Annotated in this window: 13 protein-coding genes; 7 read left to right on the top strand and 6 right to left on the bottom strand. The window is 57.4% G+C overall.

Features of this window, described 5'->3' with window-relative positions; genetic code table 11:
* Positions 1-5: 5 nt before the first annotated feature.
* A complete protein-coding gene (locus ILT44_RS22555) occupies positions 6-920 on the bottom strand; it encodes a DUF7146 domain-containing protein (RefSeq protein WP_204241860.1) in 915 nt (304 codons plus the stop codon).
* Between the two features lie 498 nt (positions 921-1,418).
* Positions 1,419-2,321 (bottom strand): hypothetical protein, encoded by a 903-nt coding sequence (locus ILT44_RS22550; RefSeq protein ID WP_204241859.1) that lies wholly within the window; start codon positions 2,319-2,321, stop codon positions 1,419-1,421.
* Between the two features lie 160 nt (positions 2,322-2,481).
* On the opposite strand from ILT44_RS22550, the gene ILT44_RS22545 reads away from it, so the two are divergent.
* Positions 2,482-3,447 (top strand): site-specific integrase, encoded by a 966-nt coding sequence (locus ILT44_RS22545; protein WP_204241858.1) that lies wholly within the window; start codon positions 2,482-2,484, stop codon positions 3,445-3,447.
* Positions 3,448-3,572: 125 nt separating this feature from the next.
* Here ILT44_RS22545 and ILT44_RS22540 read toward each other — a convergent pair whose 3' ends face one another.
* Positions 3,573-4,529, bottom strand: coding sequence for an SRA domain-containing endonuclease (locus ILT44_RS22540; RefSeq protein ID WP_204241857.1), 957 nt, complete (start codon positions 4,527-4,529; stop codon positions 3,573-3,575).
* Between the two features lie 311 nt (positions 4,530-4,840).
* Between ILT44_RS22540 and ILT44_RS22535 the strand changes: the two genes are divergently transcribed.
* The 6 genes from ILT44_RS22535 to ILT44_RS22510 all read left to right on the top strand — a co-directional run bounded on the left by ILT44_RS22535 (position 4,841) and on the right by ILT44_RS22510 (position 14,303).
* Positions 4,841-5,086 (top strand): DUF4258 domain-containing protein, encoded by a 246-nt coding sequence (locus ILT44_RS22535; protein ID WP_204241856.1) that lies wholly within the window; start codon positions 4,841-4,843, stop codon positions 5,084-5,086.
* A gap of 20 nt (positions 5,087-5,106) precedes the next feature.
* Positions 5,107-6,867 (top strand): N-6 DNA methylase, encoded by a 1,761-nt coding sequence (locus ILT44_RS22530; protein ID WP_204241855.1) that lies wholly within the window; start codon positions 5,107-5,109, stop codon positions 6,865-6,867.
* A gap of 79 nt (positions 6,868-6,946) precedes the next feature.
* The gene (gene hsdR / locus ILT44_RS22525; protein ID WP_372441229.1) at positions 6,947-9,388 is read left to right on the top strand and encodes an EcoAI/FtnUII family type I restriction enzme subunit R; all 2,442 of its coding nucleotides are present in this window, start codon (positions 6,947-6,949) and stop codon (positions 9,386-9,388) included.
* A 443-nt stretch (positions 9,389-9,831) separates the two neighbouring features.
* Positions 9,832-11,286, top strand: a complete 1,455-nt coding sequence (locus ILT44_RS22520; RefSeq protein WP_204241853.1) for a type I restriction-modification system subunit M — start codon at positions 9,832-9,834, stop codon at positions 11,284-11,286.
* Entirely contained in the window at positions 11,283-13,019 is a 1,737-nt protein-coding gene (locus ILT44_RS22515) for a restriction endonuclease subunit S (protein WP_204241852.1), read from the top strand. The genes ILT44_RS22520 and ILT44_RS22515 overlap by 4 nt, the downstream gene beginning before the upstream one ends.
* Positions 13,020-13,646: 627 nt before the next feature.
* Positions 13,647-14,303, top strand: coding sequence for a recombinase family protein (locus ILT44_RS22510; RefSeq protein WP_204241851.1), 657 nt, complete (start codon positions 13,647-13,649; stop codon positions 14,301-14,303).
* 207 nt (positions 14,304-14,510) lie between these two features.
* Here the strand turns inward: ILT44_RS22510 and ILT44_RS22505 are convergent, their stop codons facing one another.
* The 3 genes from ILT44_RS22505 to ILT44_RS22495 all read right to left on the bottom strand — a co-directional run.
* On the bottom strand, positions 14,511-15,566 hold the full coding sequence (locus ILT44_RS22505) for a DUF4339 domain-containing protein (RefSeq protein WP_204241850.1): 1,056 nt from the start codon (positions 15,564-15,566) through the stop codon (positions 14,511-14,513).
* A gap of 77 nt (positions 15,567-15,643) precedes the next feature.
* Positions 15,644-16,021, bottom strand: coding sequence for a hypothetical protein (locus tag ILT44_RS22500; protein ID WP_204241849.1), 378 nt, complete (start codon positions 16,019-16,021; stop codon positions 15,644-15,646).
* A gap of 10 nt (positions 16,022-16,031) precedes the next feature.
* On the bottom strand, positions 16,032-16,230 hold a 199-nt coding region (locus ILT44_RS22495), incomplete at its 5' end, for a hypothetical protein (protein ID WP_204241848.1).

Genomic DNA, 16,230 nt, shown 5'->3' with positions numbered 1-16,230 from the left:
ATTCATTAGGGTACACTCCCCAGGAGAGCGTCGTTAAGGTCACCTCCAACCTTGGATGCTGCGGTGATGACCTCCCGCTTGGCTTGGTGCCAGCGGTGACCGCATTCCTTGATGGCCTTCTGACTTGCGCCGCTGGTGTCCTCTTCAGCGAGGAGCGTGAGGGCTTCGATACCAGATAGGACGGGAAAGCTGGCAAGAGCTCCCACCGATCCGAGCGCCCATGCCGGCTTAATCCCGAACTGACGCGCTGAAAGGGTTGTTTCGATGCCTTCTCCGATTGTGAGCCCACCTGTTACAGCTTCATCAGGATCAAGCTTGATGGCGGCTCCAGCCACGATACCCAACATCTTGCGACCTATTTTCGTGCCGTTTGGCGTTAAGGCCGTGCGGTGGATGCCTGTGATCCGGTCCGTATGGATACAGCGGAAAGCGGCAACCATCGCGGGGAGACGGCCAGTCGACCATGGACAGGCTGGATGGAAGCGGATGACCTCCGCGAGATCGTCAGTCAGACCCAGCTCCCTCCGAGTGAGATAGGCTTCAACAACTGTTCCTCGCGGATCGCGGGCTTCGTCCCATATGGCGTGGACCCGCTGGATACGTGCGTTTATGTCGTCGTGGTCCGGGGGGGCAGACAAGGGACATTCAACCTTGTAGCGGATGCGATTGTGTGGTTTTGCGAGCTGACGCTGGTTATTCTTACGTTCGATCTCAAGTTTGCCGAGAACAAAGTCCCTGCAGTCTCGCCAGTCGTCCCCGCAATGGGAATAAATCAGGAGGCCATCCGGCGCTCCGCTAGAGGGACGGACTGCAAGGCTGCGATCCCGTTGGCTATGACCAGGACCAGGGCAAAGCACTTGGTTTCTTACTAATTCGCCACCCAAGGCGCGGGCGATCTGTGGGAGGGATAAGGCTACCATGTAGCTTCTCCATCCTGCCTCAGCACGCCTTGGCCTGAGGCCTCAACTTCTGCCCCGTGGATGACCGTGATTGGGCCAGACAACCTGCACACGTCGAAGAGGTTGTGGATGCAGTTATCTGGAACAAAGTTATGCCGACCGGCCATGATCGGCTTCACGTGCCCTTGGCTGATCAGCTGGTCAAACCTGATGCGACCGATGCCTCCAAGATGGGCCCAAAGGCTCTTTTCGCACTCGTGCATGTGCTGAAACAGGGTGAGCATCGTCGATGGCGTCTTATCCATGGTGGAAGGGCCTCTTTGTCAGAAGTGCATGGATTGTTTGGAAGGTATCAATCGGGCGAGAAGCGGTGGGACTGATGCCCAATGGTGACAAGGCGACAATTTTCGCCGAGCGCAGCATAGAGATCGAGCAAGCGATCGATCCACGCGCAGGTTACACTCGCCGCCCAGCTGCCGCTTCAGGAGCTCTTAAGCTGGCGGGTTCTGGCCTCCGCGATCATGCTTGATCTGCCTCGGTTATGGCTCTGTCGCGGCGCAGGCTGACCTCAAGCGCCTTGCCGACGAATGATGGCACCTCAAGATCAAGCACCTCAGCGAGCTTTGCGGCCCGCTCGGCCTCAAATTGGAAAGTGCCGTCTTCCCATGCCTTCATCTCCTCAGGCGAAAAGCCTGCCGATAGAAAGCGGTCCGTCGAGCTGTGATTGGTAATGAGGAGGTGATGTTTACTGACCACTAGCCCGAGGTCCTTCGCAGTTCGGGCTGCAGCAAGCATCTCGTGCAGCACGGCGTCCTCTCTTGGGCGAGCCGGCATGGCGATGTACCCTCGCCGGCCCGAGAGCCAGCGCTTTGCCTCGTCAATTCCGACAAGAACAGGTTTAGAGCCGGGGATCGCCTTTAGCCCGCTCTCACTTTTGTCGGCCATCGCATTGCGCACGGCACCCTCAGTCATGTTAGCCAACAGGGCGAGTTCACGCGTGGTGAACGTCGCGCCCCCCGAAGAACGCTCGAGCTTCCAACGGGCATGTACGGCATCGGCGATGGTCTGACAGTAGCCATCCGGGTTCATGAACTGGTGAATCTCACCGGCCGAGTCCGTGCCGCCAATGCGCGGGGTGCCCTTCATGAAAGCGACGAGATATTTGACCTCGCTTTTATGCAAGGTGTGCAAGAGACTAGGGCGAAACGCGTAGTCATAGCCCTGGTCAAACAACCTCGTGATGTCGAACCGGGCCAAATCCACCAGCTCAGGGTCCATGTAGCAATACTGGCCATCCATATTTTCGAAGCCGATGAACTGCTCAGCCATGTCTTCGCTTGCGCCGAGAATGATGTGGTCAGCCTCGAACAGGAAGATTGTGCGGAGCTCGTTGAACATCTCGTCCTTGGTGAATCGTTCCATATGATATCCATGATGCATATTTGCGTGTAAGCTTATTGTGCATGATCAACTGCTCCAGGCAAGGGCTAATATGCAAAGATTTTGCACCTATGCATATTTTTGATCTTAGCGTGGTTCTGGGTTCCGATAAGAGACCGGTATCGGAACTCAGGAGCCCACCGTGACCACCATCACCACCCCCATCAGCGAGGCCATCGCCGCCCCCACCGCTCTCGCGGCGGCGGCGGATCGCGCGGCGGACCTCGCCGAGGGCGCGCGGGCTGAGGCAACGCGGCGGGCCTACCGGAGCGACTGGAAGTCGTTTGAAGGCTGGTGCGCCGCGCATGGGCTGGCGGCGCTTCCTGCTGCGGCCACAACGGTCGGGTTATTCCTTGCCGCGCACGAAAACCTGCTCTCAGTCGCGACCTTGACGCGGCGGCTGTCGTCCATCGCCACCGCGCATCGCATGGCTGGTCACCCGATGGACACGCGGCACCCAGCCATCCGCGACGTGCTGCGCGGTCTGCGCCGCACCAAGGGCAGTGCCCAGCGCCATGCGGAGGCCCTGACCACGCCACTGGTGCGACGGGCCGTCGAAACCTGCGCCGACCGGCTCATCGACCTGCGCGACCGCGCGTTGATCTTGGTGGGCTTCGGAGCCGCCCTGCGCCGGTCCGAACTGGTCGCGCTCAACCTGGATGATGTCGTCGTCCTGCCCGAGGGGCTGCGGGTCACCATCCGCCGAAGCAAGGCGGACCAGGAGGGCGAAGGTCAGGTGGTCGCCATTGGGCGTACCGGCTCGGCGACGTGCCCGGTAATTGCGTACGAAACCTGGATCGCGATGGCGGGGGTCATCCAGGGCAAAGCGTTTCGGAGCGTGGACCGGCATGGCCGCCTGGGGGAGCGCCTCTCAACCCGCGCCGTTGCCAAGATTGTCCAGCGCCGTGCCGGTCTCGCCGGTCTCGATGCCCAGGCGTTTTCCGGCCACAGCCTGCGGGCCGGGTTCGCGACCTCAGCGGCAGCGGCGGGCGTCGAGGAGCGGATCATCATGAAGACGACGCGGCACCGGTCCACGAGCGTGTTGCGGCGATACATCCACGATGGGCGGCTGTTCGAGCGCAATCTGGCGGCTGAGGTGGGGCTCTGATCGGGAGACCAGAAGGACCGATGGGGTCAGCGCCTCACATGCACTGACCCCATCGCTGGTTGTCGGACCGCATCGTAGAGATGGGGCAGCGTTTCGGATTTCGGCCTCAATAATGCTGAAGAAGTTCAAGCCGCCTGACTTGTTTTGGGTGGTTCTTCCTGATGACGCTCGTAGTGGAAGGTCGCGTCGCCTTTCCAGTAGAGATCAACACCAGCACCCAGCACAAGCTGACGCAAATCCTCCCTCGGACGTGAGGGCAGCAGGATGGCGCGGTGAGAGCCAGGAACGAAGCGTCCGTAATCCAGGAGTTGTCCCAGAGCCATGCGGATAGCACCGCGCTCCACCGTCCCTTTGGCTTCGATCAGAAGGCCCTGCGAGGGCACATACAGATCGGTATAGAGCGGTTTTGCCTCTCCTGCGGGAAGGATGCGGTGCCGCACCGCCACGTGGCCGAGGCCCCGGAGATATTGCTGGAACTCCACCACGAGCTTGGCCTCCCTGCGTTCAGCCTCGTACGGCTCGCGGTTGGGCTCCACGACCGATCTCTCGGTGAGGTTCGGTTCCACCGGCACTTCATCCACTTGATCGGTGCTGGGAAGGATCAGCGAGCCAGAAGCGGCCTTGATAGCGCCATCGACAGAGATGGAGCCATCGACAGGCCGTAGACGGAAGACAAACACAGAGCGTACGGGACGAGTGTCCACTTCGCCGCTCTCGGGTGCATCCGTCACGTAGAACGGCATGTCGGGATCAATCTCGAACTCCCCTTCATAGGTCACAGTGCCCCGTGCCCCGCTGAAGAGGCGCAGCGCCCGTCCCTCCTTCTTGTGGTTCAAGATTGAGGCATTGCCAGATTTCATCTGCTGGTCGCCGTACTGCCCCTCACCTGTGTAGTGATAGCATCCGTCGCCTTGCCAGCCGTCTGTGTAGCCATGCTTCACGGCTGACGCAGCGTCCGCGAAGAGGAAGACGTTCGGGCTGCCCTTGCTAGGGCCGATTCCGCCCTGCTGCCTGCCACCGAAATCGTTGTGCAGTTTCTTCCTCTCGATCGGCTGTCCCGGCTTCAAAGTCCACGTCGTCATCGTTGTCCTCCCTTGCTGACGATGCAGAGGGTATGGCACAGCTGAATCATCCCGTCAATCCGACCATGAAAACAAGGGTAAAACCTAACCCTTCAGAGAAAGGCAACTTATGGTGCCTCATAACCTGCAGAGTGAGTGGTTCAACCTCGGAAAGCTGCCGCTCGTCGAGTTGCGGCGGCGGTCCGGCACTTCACGAGCGATCAAGACGTCCAATCGTAGGGAAAACAAGAATTATAAATTTATTAAAAATATAAAAGTCAGCAATTGACTAAATAATTGATGTGCTCCATAAAGAGGATATGGAGGAGCACATGATCCAGACCAAACACGTCCAAAACCGAATGAACCAGCGGGGAATTGCCAGGGCTATGGTTGACCTCGCACTGGCTCATGGACGCTGCGAGCGCGACAAGTACATCTTGGATCGGCGGGCGGTGGATCAGCGCCTCGAAGAGATTGATCGGGAGCGCAAGCTGCTGCTGAAGGCCCGGGATAAGGGTGGCATTGTCGTCGTTGCCGACGACAATGCTCTCATCACTGCCTACGGACGGCACTAACAACAAAAGAGAGCCGGCTCATGAGAACGATGACCCCAGAAATGCTTGCCGCAATTTTCGCGCCTCCGTTGCGCAACAGCGGCCTGATCCCTGCCCAAGCTCTACCGGCCGCCGCCTTCATGCTTCTGTGGGCTGGGACGTCATTAGAACGGCAATTCCTGCCGCCCTTCCATGATGTGCCCGTCGACCAGCTTCAGGCGACACGGCACCAGGCCATGGCAGATCTCGACCTGCACGATTATTCTGGCAAGATCGACGCCTCATGGAGGAGCTTTGGGTACCAAGCGATTGAGCAATTCCGCAACGCCATCTGGATTGCTCAGGAAGACGGCGCAGCTCCGGGCGAAATGGCGGAAGCTCTCCTTGGATGGGGAGCGGGCTTTTGGATGTCCTCCGAGGGCGCGGAGCTCCTCGCTGCTCTGCTCAGGGGAGAAGGCCATCACGCTCCAACAATCCGATGCGCCTTCTCATTGGCGGCGCGACCTGCGTGGGATCTCGCAAAAAACAGCCCTGTCGCCCTGAGCGTTGAGAATGACGAAATTGCCGAGACTCTGAGCATTCTTGCGCAGGCGAGCCGCTTACCCATTACGATTGAAGCCCGTCCCATGGATGGCTTGCCACGAGAGGCTATGAAGCCTCCAGAGTCCGAGCGCGCTCTCATCATTCCCCCGCTTGGAATGCGCACGAACCTCGACGTGAGAGCGCTAAACTATCCAGGTGCTCGTCCGGGAGAACCGGTGAGCAGCGAAGCCTATGCCACTCTTTGGGGGCCACAACTAGCCGACGGTCGGAGTCTCGTTGTCGTCGGTAATGGGTTCCTCTTCCGGACAAACAGCAAGGATGCTGCATTAAAGCAAGAGCTTGTTGAAGGTGGCAGGCTTTCAGCCATCATCAAGCTTCCGCGGGGAAGCTATCCCGGCAGCAATGTTGCAGTTTCGGCCCTTGTGTTCGAAAGTGAAGGTGCCAGCGGATCCCAGCCAGGCATCTACTTCGTCGATGCAACAACGAAGGGGCTGCGTGATACGGCGCTCGTTCAAAAGCTTCTGATGACCCGAGAGCCTCATCCGGATTGCGCCCTTGTCAGCTGGGCGGAAATTCGGGAGACCGGCTTCAACCTCTCTGTTGAACGGTACGTCCTTGACGCTGAGACGCGGCAGAGCCGAAATCTTCTCGAGAGTCGGGAGACTGTGAGACTGGCCGATCTGGCCGAAATTCACAGATCCCAGGCATTGCCCCGCGGGATGGACGACGGGAACACAATAGCCATTCGGGAGGTGATGCTGGCCGACATTGAGGATGGTCACTTACTCCTTCCTCAAAAGACAAGCGAAGTGCCAGCAACAGCTACCCGGAAAATCGAGAGTGCTGTCCTCAAAGCAGGCGACGTTCTCCTTTCGATCAAGGGAACCATCGGCAAGGTTGGTCTGGTCTCGGAAGCAGTTCTCTCCGAGAGCAACGCTCTGATCATTCCTGGTCAATCCTTGGTCATCATCCGACTGCGTAAGAACAGTCCAATCCGGTCTCCAGAAGTCCTGGCGCGCTATCTCGGCTCTGCCGCCATCCAGTCCCTTCTGCAAAGAATGGCCGGCGGCACAACCATCGCCAATGTTGCCATGGGTGAATTGAAGGATTTGCCTGTTCCTGTTCTGGATGATTCAACCCAACAAGCTGTTCTGCGTCTCAGCGACGAGCAGAATAGCTTTAGGGAAGCAATCAAGTCGCTCAGAGAAAAAATTGAAGACAAGAATTCTGACATACAGGAACTTATTTTCAGTAGCTAAAGCGACAAAAGTTTGGTGAAAACAGAACTGGGGGGCGATCATGGATAGTAGTTCTTCGAACAAAGACGGTGTCGCTTCAATCGACAAGTGGGCGCTGAGCGAGCGCGATATTTGCACCAAGTTCATCACGCCGGCGCTGCGTCGCGCCGGCTGGGATGAAATGCTGCAAATCCGCGAGGAGGTTGGGTTCACCAAGGGGCGCATCATCGTTCGCGGCAAGCTGGTGAGCCGCGGGCGAGCCAAGCGGGCTGACTACATCCTGTATTACAAGCCGAACCTCCCGCTGGCGTTGATCGAAGCCAAAGACAACTCCCATAGCGTCGGCGACGGCATCCAACAGGGCCTTGAGTACGCGGCAACCCTCGATATTCCCTTCGTGTTCTCATCTAACGGCGACGGCTTCGTCTTCCATGACCGCACCGGGGCGAGCAGCACCAAGGAAGTGAACCTAGGTCTCGATGCTTTTCCGTCACCTGCCGACTTGTGGGCCCGGTATCGCACCTGGAAGGGCCTTGATGCACAGGCCGAACAGATCGTGCTGCAGGATTACTTCGACGACGGCAGCGGCAAGGCCCCCCGCTATTACCAGGTCAACGCCGTCAACGCGGCGATCGAGGCGATCGCTAAGGGACAAGACCGTGTGCTCCTGGTTATGGCTACGGGCACCGGCAAGACCTATACAGCATTCCAGATCATCTGGCGCCTGTGGAAGGCGGGTCGCAAGAAGCGCATCCTGTTCCTGGCCGATCGCAATGTTCTGATTGATCAGACGATGGTCAACGACTTCCGGCCATTCGGGGCGGCCATGGCGAAACTCTCGACCAGCGCCAAGACGATCGAGCGCAGTGACGGCAGTACGGTTGATCTGACGCTGGCGCTCAATAAGAAGCGGCGCATCGATACCGCCTTCGAGATCTATCTCGGACTTTATCAGGCGATTACTGGACCGGAGGAGCGCCAAAAACTCTTTCGGGAGTTCTCTCCCGACTTCTTCGACCTGATCGTGATCGATGAATGCCATCGCGGCAGTGCTGCCGAGGATGCGGCCTGGCGTGAGATCCTCGAATATTTCTCATCTGCAACGCAGATTGGTCTCACGGCCACGCCGAAGGAAACCCAGTACGTCTCCAACACGGCGTATTTCGGGGATCCTGTGTTCACCTACTCTCTGCGCCAGGGCATCAGCGACGGCTTCCTCGCGCCTTACAAGGTGATCAAGGTCCACATCGATCGCGATGTGCAAGGATACCGCCCGGAGAAAGGGCAACTCGACCGCGACGGCGCAGAAGTAGAAGACCGTATCTACAACACCACCGATTTCGACCGCACCCTGGTGCTTGACGATCGCACCAAGCTTGTTGCCGCGAAAGTAACTGAGTTTCTCAAGGAGAGCGGCGACCGCTTCCAGAAGACGATTGTGTTCTGCGTTGACGAGGAGCACGCCGCCCGCATGCGGCAGGCGCTCGTCAATGCCAACAAGGACCTCTGCGACGCGAACCACCGCTACGTCATGCGGATCACTGGCAGCGACAAGGATGGCCAGGACCAGCTCGGCAACTTTATCGACCCGGAGTCGAAGTACCCTGTCATTGTCACGACCTCGCGTCTCCTTTCGACCGGTGTTGACGCACAAACCTGCCGGTTGATTGTGCTCGACCGTGCCGTCGGTTCAATGACCGAGTTCAAGCAGATCGTTGGGCGGGGCACCCGTGTTCATGAGGACACAAAGAAATATTATTTCACGCTGATGGACTTTCGCGGTGCGACGAACCACTTCGCCGACCCAGACTTCGACGGTGATCCGGTGCAGATCTACCAGCCCGGTGACGGCGATCCGATCTCACCGCCTGATGATACGCCATCCACTGACGATGATCCAACCCAGCCGACACCCGGTCCTGACGGAGTTATGGTGGATCCGGTGGACCCTTCGTTGTCGCCAGGTGGTGGCCCCCAGCGCAAAATTTACATCGACGGGGTCGGCGCCCGCATTGTGGCCGAGCGCGTCGAATATCTCGATGAGAATGGGAAGCTCGTTACCGAGAGCTTGCGCGACTTCACCAAGACGGCGCTGAGGAAGCGTTTCACAAGCCTTGATGACTTCCTCAAGCGCTGGAAAACGGCCGAGCGCAAGCAGGCTCTCCTCGAAGAGTTGGAGGCCGAAGGCCTTGCCCTCGCCCCTCTTGCGGAGGAGTTGGGCAAGGACCTCGATCCGTTCGACCTCATCTGCCACGTCGCCTTTGATCGGAAGCCCCTGACCCGGCGGGAGCGGGCCCAGAACGTCAAGAAGCGCGACGTGTTTACGAAATATGGCCCGCAGGCCCGTGCGGTCCTCAATGCGCTGCTCGCCAAGTATCAGGACGAAGGAGTCCTTAATCTCGACGACACTAACGTCTTGAGGATCGCTCCCTTCAATGCCATGGGCAGCGTAGTCGAACTCGTGCGAGCTTTTGGCGGCAAGAAGGAATTCGAAAAAGCCGCCCATGAACTGCAGGACGCTCTCTATGAAGGAGCTGCATAGTCGTGGGGTCTGATCGCGATAATCTCGATGCTTTGGCCCGACGTGTTCGATATCAGCTCCGAAAATGCCCAGCTGGTGGGTGCTACGAGTTATATAAGCACGTCACTCTTTGGAACGAGTTTTGTCACTGGATCCAGAACGCGCCGGACGGACCTCCGTCGGAATATGCTTGGGAAGCGACAGTTGAACCCTTCTTATCAGATGTCGTGGAGCAGGTTCCAAAGAGAAAAGCTCGAACTCTGACAGAGGCTGCGTGGTGGGCCGTTGACAACGCTCCCGAAGAGCATGCCACAATTGACCTTCGGCTTATCGCCCGTGCTGTTCGGTCCCGCCTCGATTGGCTGGCCCGAGAACCCAAACTTGATCGTTTCACTCCACCGATTTTCAGGTAAAAGCCCATCCTCGAGCAATCCCTCGACGATCTAACTTAAGGCCAACGAGAAATGTCCGTTCGTACCGTCGTTAAATCGATCCAAGACATCATGCGCCAGGACACGGGTGTCGATGGCGATGCGCAGCGCATCAGCCAGCTGTGCTGGATGTTCTTCCTTAAGATCATGGACGATCAGGATCAGGAACTCGAGCTGACGAGGGATGGCTATCTCTCCCCCATCCCGCCCCAGTTCCAATGGCGTACCTGGGCGGCCGACCCAGAGGGTATTACCGGCGAAGCCCTGCTGGCTTTCATCAACGGCGAATTGTTCCCGGCGCTGAAAAGTCTAACCGTCTCGTCTCAGCCAGGCGATCGCCGCCGAGTAGTCCGCGATGTGTTCGAGGATGCTTATAACTACATGAAATCTGGCCAGCTAATGCGGCAGGTGGTCAACAAGATCAACGGCATTGATTTCAACAGTCTGACTGAACGCCAGCATTTCGGCGAAATTTACGAGCAGCTCCTGAATGACCTTCAGTCAGCCGGCAATGCGGGCGAGTACTACACGCCACGCGCTGTCACTGCCTTCATGGTCGATCGCATCGACCCAGAGCCGGGTGAAACATTATTTGATCCGGCCTGTGGCACAGGCGGCTTTCTTACCTGTGCCATACGCCACATGCGCGAGCGATACGTGAAGAAGACTACCGACGAATGGCAGCTTCAGGCAGGCCTGCGCGCGGTGGAGAAAAAGCAGCTTCCTCACATGCTTTGTGTCACCAACATGCTGTTGCATGGCATCGAGGATCCGAGCTTCGTACGCCACGACAACACACTGGCCCGTCCGCTTATCAGCTGGGGCAAGGATGAGCGGGTGGATATTGTCCTCTCCAATCCACCCTTTGGTGGACGCGAGGAGGACGGCATTGAGAACAACTTCCCGACCTTTCGCACCAAGGAGACGGCGGATCTGTTCCTCGCCCTTATCGTGCGGTTGCTGAAGCCCGGCGGGCGCGCCGCCGTGGTGCTGCCCGATGGGACTCTGTTCGGCGAGGGTGTGAAGACGCGGCTAAAAGAGCACCTGATGGAGGAGTGTAACCTCCACACCATTGTTCGCCTGCCTAGTTCCGTTTTCAAGCCTTACGCCTCCATAGGCACAAACCTTTTGTTCTTCGAGAAGGGTACCCCCACGAAGGACATCTGGTTCTGGGAGCATCAGGTTCCCGAAGGGCAGAAGGCCTACTCAATGACGAAGCCGATCCGCTTCGAGCATCTGCAAGGCTGTATCGATTGGTGGGGAGGCAGGGAGCGAAAGGGTCGTGAGGAAGGTCCGCACGCATGGAAGGTGACGGCTGAGGAGGTGAAAGCGCGCAGCTATAACCTCGATATCAAGAACCCGCACGCAGTAGCCAATGACCACGGCGACCCCGAAACGCTGTTGGAAGACCTGCGCGCTGCCGAGGCCCAGACGGCAGCCCTGCATGACCAATTGAAAACCATCCTTGCCGAGGCGTTGACCCGATGAACGCTGAACATTTGCTCGCCCACTACGAACGCATCGCCGATGCACCCAACGCAATAGCCCGCTTGCGTCGCTTCATTCTGGACCTTGCCGTGCGGGGCAAGCTTATGCCGCAGGATCCGAAGGACGAACCGGCATCGGACTTGCTGAAGCGGATCGTGATGGAGAAGTCACGGTTGGCCAAGGCGGGGGAGATCAAGAAGGAGAAGCCGCTTTCGCCTGTCAATGAGGAAGCCGCGTTCGATATCCCTCCGAGCTGGCAGTGGACACGCCTCGGGAGCGTGACTTCCTACATACAGCGTGGAAAATCACCGAAATACACTACCTCTGACGGTTCACTCGTTGTGTCTCAGAAATGTGTTCAGTGGCGTGGCCTTGATCTAACCGTTGCCAAGCAAGTCACTTTGGACTCGCTAGCTGACTATGAGGATATCCGCTTTCTGCGCGACGGCGATCTGCTTTGGAATTCCACCGGAACGGGAACCATTGGACGCATTATTAGGCTTGTTAATCCCCCCAAGAGGCTCGTCTGCGACAGCCATGTCACTGTTGTCCGGTGCTTGGAAGTGGATCCAGAATATGTCCGCACCTGGCTTCGATCCGATCATGTTTATGCACTCATTGAGGACCGTGCGGCTGGTTCGACAAATCAGGTTGAACTAACCGCTCAGATGGCAATCAACCAGATTATTCCTCTTCCACCCTTGGCTGAACAACGCCGTGTTGTCGCCAAGGTCGATGAGTTGATGGCGCTGTGCGACCAACTAGAGGTGGCGCAGGCGGGTCGGGAAATGGTACGCGACCAGCTGGCAGCGGCGACCCTCGCCCGTCTCAATACGCCCGCCTTAGGGACTTTTGAGGCTGATGCCCGGTTTGCGCTTGAGACCCTCCCAGCCCTCACCAGACGGCCTGACCAGATCAAGCAGCTGCGTCAGACCATCCTTAACTTCGCCGTACGTGGCAAATTGGTGGAACAGGATCCGAACGACGAACCGGCGTCGGAATTGCTAATGAGAGCAAGGAGCGCCAAGAAACGTCTGATCGCGGAGCGCAAAATCACTCGTGATGGTGACCCCGAATATTCAAGGTCCGCTGCAGAGGAGTTTGCACCGGCTCATTGGACATGGACTTATTTGGATGAGATTGGATTAGTACAGGGCGGGAAGCGACTTCCTGCAGGAGCTTCATTTTCTGCTGAACCAACAGAATATATTTATATCCGTGTCACTGACATGAAGGATGGTACAGTATCTACTTCAAACTTAAAATATCTAAGTAAGCCAATCCAAGCACAGATCGCTAAATACACGATAAACGCTGATGATCTTTATATCACAATCGCTGGGACGATTGGTGAGGTTGGGATTATTCCAGCGATTTTGGATGGTCAGAACTTAACAGAAAATGCGGCTAAGATCGTTTTTCGAGAAATCGATCAAGAGTTCCTGCGCCTCGTTCTGAGCGCGGACGATGTTCAGGATCAGTTCCGCGAAAAAACAAAGCAAATGGCGCAGCCGAAGCTTGCACTAAAGCGGATCGCAGGCGCGCGTATTCCTATCCCACCTCTTGCCGAGCAACACCGCATCGTCGCAAAGGTCAATGCAGTAATGGACTTGTGTGACCAGCTGGAGGCGAGCCTCGACGCTGCGTGCGCTACCCGCCTTCGTCTCCTCGAAGCCCTCCTCCAAGAGACGCTTGCGCCGGTTGAAGCTCGCAAGTTGGAGGCGGCGGAATGACGGCTTTTACTTTCTCGCCGGTTGGAGAGCTACAAAGGCTTCTCCTTCGTATTCGTCGGGACGGATCCTTCCTGCGCTGCCGATCCGCCTCCAGTGCCTGACAAGGACAACACGCCCCAATACGTCCAGCTCCACCTCAAGGGGGTAGTAAGGGGCTGAATCGCTACCTCAAGAGCGAATGGTTGGTTGTGTCTTCAATGTCTTAGGCGCAGGTATATAAAGGTGCTTTTGCAATTCTGCATAAGGTTCTCAAGGCTTCAGCTGGCGCTTGCCTTCAAGCGTGGCTGTCTCTTATTCTTCGGAATAAGAGACGTGACGGGGCAAACCCGTGGCGCAAAGAGTTGGTGAAGATTGTCGCCTGCGCCAGGTTTCATTGAGATCTCCGATACCTCTTCAGCCCTTCCTCTGCCCTTTTGAGATCTATCTCAGCACACAGCTAAGCTATTGAACAATAATCAGCAAGCTTGACGTGACCGAAGCGAAATGAAGCGTCGCTTCGGTGATATGGGCAGCGTTCTATCCCCTACCTGCAGTCATTTTGGTGGACTGAATTTCGCCAATTGCCCAGCTGACAAATCGCGGTGACATCGGTAAACGGGCGTATACAGACCGCAATCCAGGCCCTCCATGCCCAGCTACGTCGCCTACTACCGCCGTTCCACCGCCAAGCAGGCCATCACCGTCGAGGCGCAGGAAGAGACCGTACGCCGTTTCATCAGCGGTCGGGGCGCGCTCGTCGCCAGCTACACGGAGACCGAGAGCGGCAAGAGGAAGGACCGGCCCGAGCTCCTCAAAGCCCTCGATCACTGCAAGCGGACCCGGAGCGTGCTGGTGATCGCCAAGCTCGACCGTCTCGCCCGCAACGTCGCCTTCATCGCCAACCTGATGGAAAGCGGGATCGAGTTCGTGGCGGTCGATTTTCCGGAGGCCAACCGGCTCACCCTGCATATTCTGGCGGCGGTGGCTGAGCATGAGCTGCGGATGATCTCCGAGCGCACCAAAACGGCCCTGCAGCAGCTCAAGAGCAACGGCCGGCGCCTCGGCAATCCGATCAACCTCCCCCACGCCCAAACCCTCGGCAGGGCTACGCAGGCTGTACGAGCGAACGCCCGGGCCAGTGAGATTGCACCGGTGATTGAGGAGATCCGGGCCAGCGGGCTCAGGACCCTAGACGAGATCGCCGTGGCGCTGAACCGTCGCGGCTACAAGACGGCTCGCGGCAAGTCCTGGCAGAAGACCACCGTCTCACGTGCCCTCACTCGGGCTAGGAGCGCGGTCCAATGAGCATCTCCTGGGGGAAGACCGCCGACGCGCATCCGGATAGTAGCTGGGTTAGGAACAAGAACTGTTCCCAAACACACGCTAAGCTAGAACGGACCAGGGACACCCCTTCGGGCCAGTTCCTCCCTCCTCGCCCTCCCTTCTGACGAAGCAAGATCGGGCAGCTTGCCCGCGCCTAAAGTGGATCCTTCAATGAAACTCGGCTCCAGCTTAGTTAGGCTTTAGCAACATCCCGGCGATAAAGATTGCTGTCGCTGTGATAAAGAGTGCACCGAGGATCACCTGAAGTCGGGCGGCATAAGCCCAAAGCCAATTGCCTCCTTTACGGATATGGTTGCCGGCAGAGCGCCAAATCCCGACTGACTGCCAAACTGTTACATAGAGTGCTGCGAAAGCAGCAGCCGCCGTCAGGCCCTGATCCTTTAGAAGAGCTATGAGGTTGAAGCCCAAGCTCATAAGAACCGTAATTCCCACGCCAACAAACCAATATGAACGTGCAAGGCTCAGTTCACCGCGCCAATGACGGCTCATCCAAGTCCCACCGCTAGGGGGGCTTGGCTGCGCCACAGATGATCTTGTCTGAGAAGGAGGAGTCCAGGTGGATGTTGAAATGCTGGGCGGCGGAACAGCGGACCCGCTGTCGCAACTCTGACTTGAAACAAGCTGGCTCTCTGTCGGTTCTGATCTGTAGGACCAATCCTCTTTATGGACACTGCTCTTATCAAGAGCAGGGCTCATGTCTGGTCTTGGAGGAGAAAATAACCCAGACACCTCCCTCGCCTGTTTCCATTCAAACCAGCCAGCTCTCCACACTAGGGTATTTGGCGCGAGCCGATGAGTCGCTACCAACTGCACAACCTCGATAAACTGGTAGGGGCCCTCGCTTTCACCCTCACGCTGAACGTACCAAAAGTTGTCTGTGTGAACTGGAGCGGCCTGCTTCGTCCCCTCAGTCGATCTTTTTTCCGCGGGACTTATCAGGGTTGCTGGTGGTTCCTGCTGAGAGATCGCACCAGCGCGTTCAGACACTCGGGCGTGTTCAAGTTCGGAGATTCTATCCCGCAGTCTGATTTCTAACCTAACCGCAGTCGGTGTCGACTTTTCAGCCAGTGCTGTCTCGATCTGGCGCAAAGCATCTGGATCAGACCAGTGGGCTTCAGCAAGATCTTTCAGGTACACCGCAGGGAAGATCCTCAATGGTTTATTGCTGATGGTTCTGACTGGATCGTCGTTGTCGCTACCCAGATCGTTAATTGAGGAAGACAAGCTCGCTCCTTCCATCTGCTCGACAGATCAGGTCCTATTCACCAGGGCAACCAGATTTGGGCTTGATCTTGCCGTCATCAACGGCACCGGACGTACATCATCGATGCGCGTGCACCGACAACAGTTTCTTCAAGAAAACCGTCCCGCGGCAGCGTGAAGTCGATCATGATGTTGGGGTTCTCTGCGTCGAGAACCTCGACGGAACGAGCTCCTGTTGATCGAACAAAGGAGCCTTTAGTGGTTCCAGTGACCGCGCTAGCAGTGATCCTAACCCAGATATCCGGCTGCCCGGGGCGGGGCTGTGTCAGGAACTTAGCCCCTCGATTTTTATAGGCAGCGCAGGTCATCGGTGTGTCAGTCCAGAGACCTTGCATATGCCTTGGAATGCTGTCGGCCGCAGTTGCAGTGTTCATGACACAAAGAGGAACTAAGACGATACCAAGAACGCTTCGCACGATGGCTCTCCTAGACTACTAACTCGTCGTCTTCAGGCGTTCCCTCGATCGCTAACACAAGGCGATAGCGGCCACGCGCTGTCCGTTCGACCTTGCCTTCAGCAATCAGCTTCTTGAGTTGCTTGTTAACCTTAGGCCATGTGGACGGATTGGGTTGAGCAACGGGTAGGTAGATTCCCAAATCAGCGCGTCGATGATTCATGGCGGGT

Source organism: Microvirga arvi, from assembly GCF_016892765.1.
In the GTDB taxonomy this organism is placed as follows: Bacteria; Pseudomonadota; Alphaproteobacteria; order Rhizobiales; family Beijerinckiaceae; genus Microvirga; species Microvirga arvi.
This window is presented reverse-complemented; position numbering and strand designations above follow the sequence as displayed.

Bases quoted from the DNA above. Each gene is read 5' to 3' on its own strand.
- ILT44_RS22515 (WP_204241852.1), top strand. From the start codon at position 11,283: ATGAACGCTGAACATTTGCTCGCCCACTACGAACGCATCGCCGATGCA.
- ILT44_RS22535 (WP_204241856.1), top strand. From the start codon at position 4,841: ATGATCCAGACCAAACACGTCCAAAACCGAATGAACCAGCGGGGAATT.
- ILT44_RS22540 (WP_204241857.1), bottom strand. From the start codon at position 4,529: ATGACGACGTGGACTTTGAAGCCGGGACAGCCGATCGAGAGGAAGAAA.
- ILT44_RS22530 (WP_204241855.1), top strand. From the start codon at position 5,107: ATGAGAACGATGACCCCAGAAATGCTTGCCGCAATTTTCGCGCCTCCG.
- ILT44_RS22555 (WP_204241860.1), bottom strand. From the start codon at position 920: ATGGTAGCCTTATCCCTCCCACAGATCGCCCGCGCCTTGGGTGGCGAA.
- ILT44_RS22550 (WP_204241859.1), bottom strand. From the start codon at position 2,321: ATGGAACGATTCACCAAGGACGAGATGTTCAACGAGCTCCGCACAATC.
- ILT44_RS22510 (WP_204241851.1), top strand. From the start codon at position 13,647: ATGCCCAGCTACGTCGCCTACTACCGCCGTTCCACCGCCAAGCAGGCC.
- ILT44_RS22520 (WP_204241853.1), top strand. From the start codon at position 9,832: ATGTCCGTTCGTACCGTCGTTAAATCGATCCAAGACATCATGCGCCAG.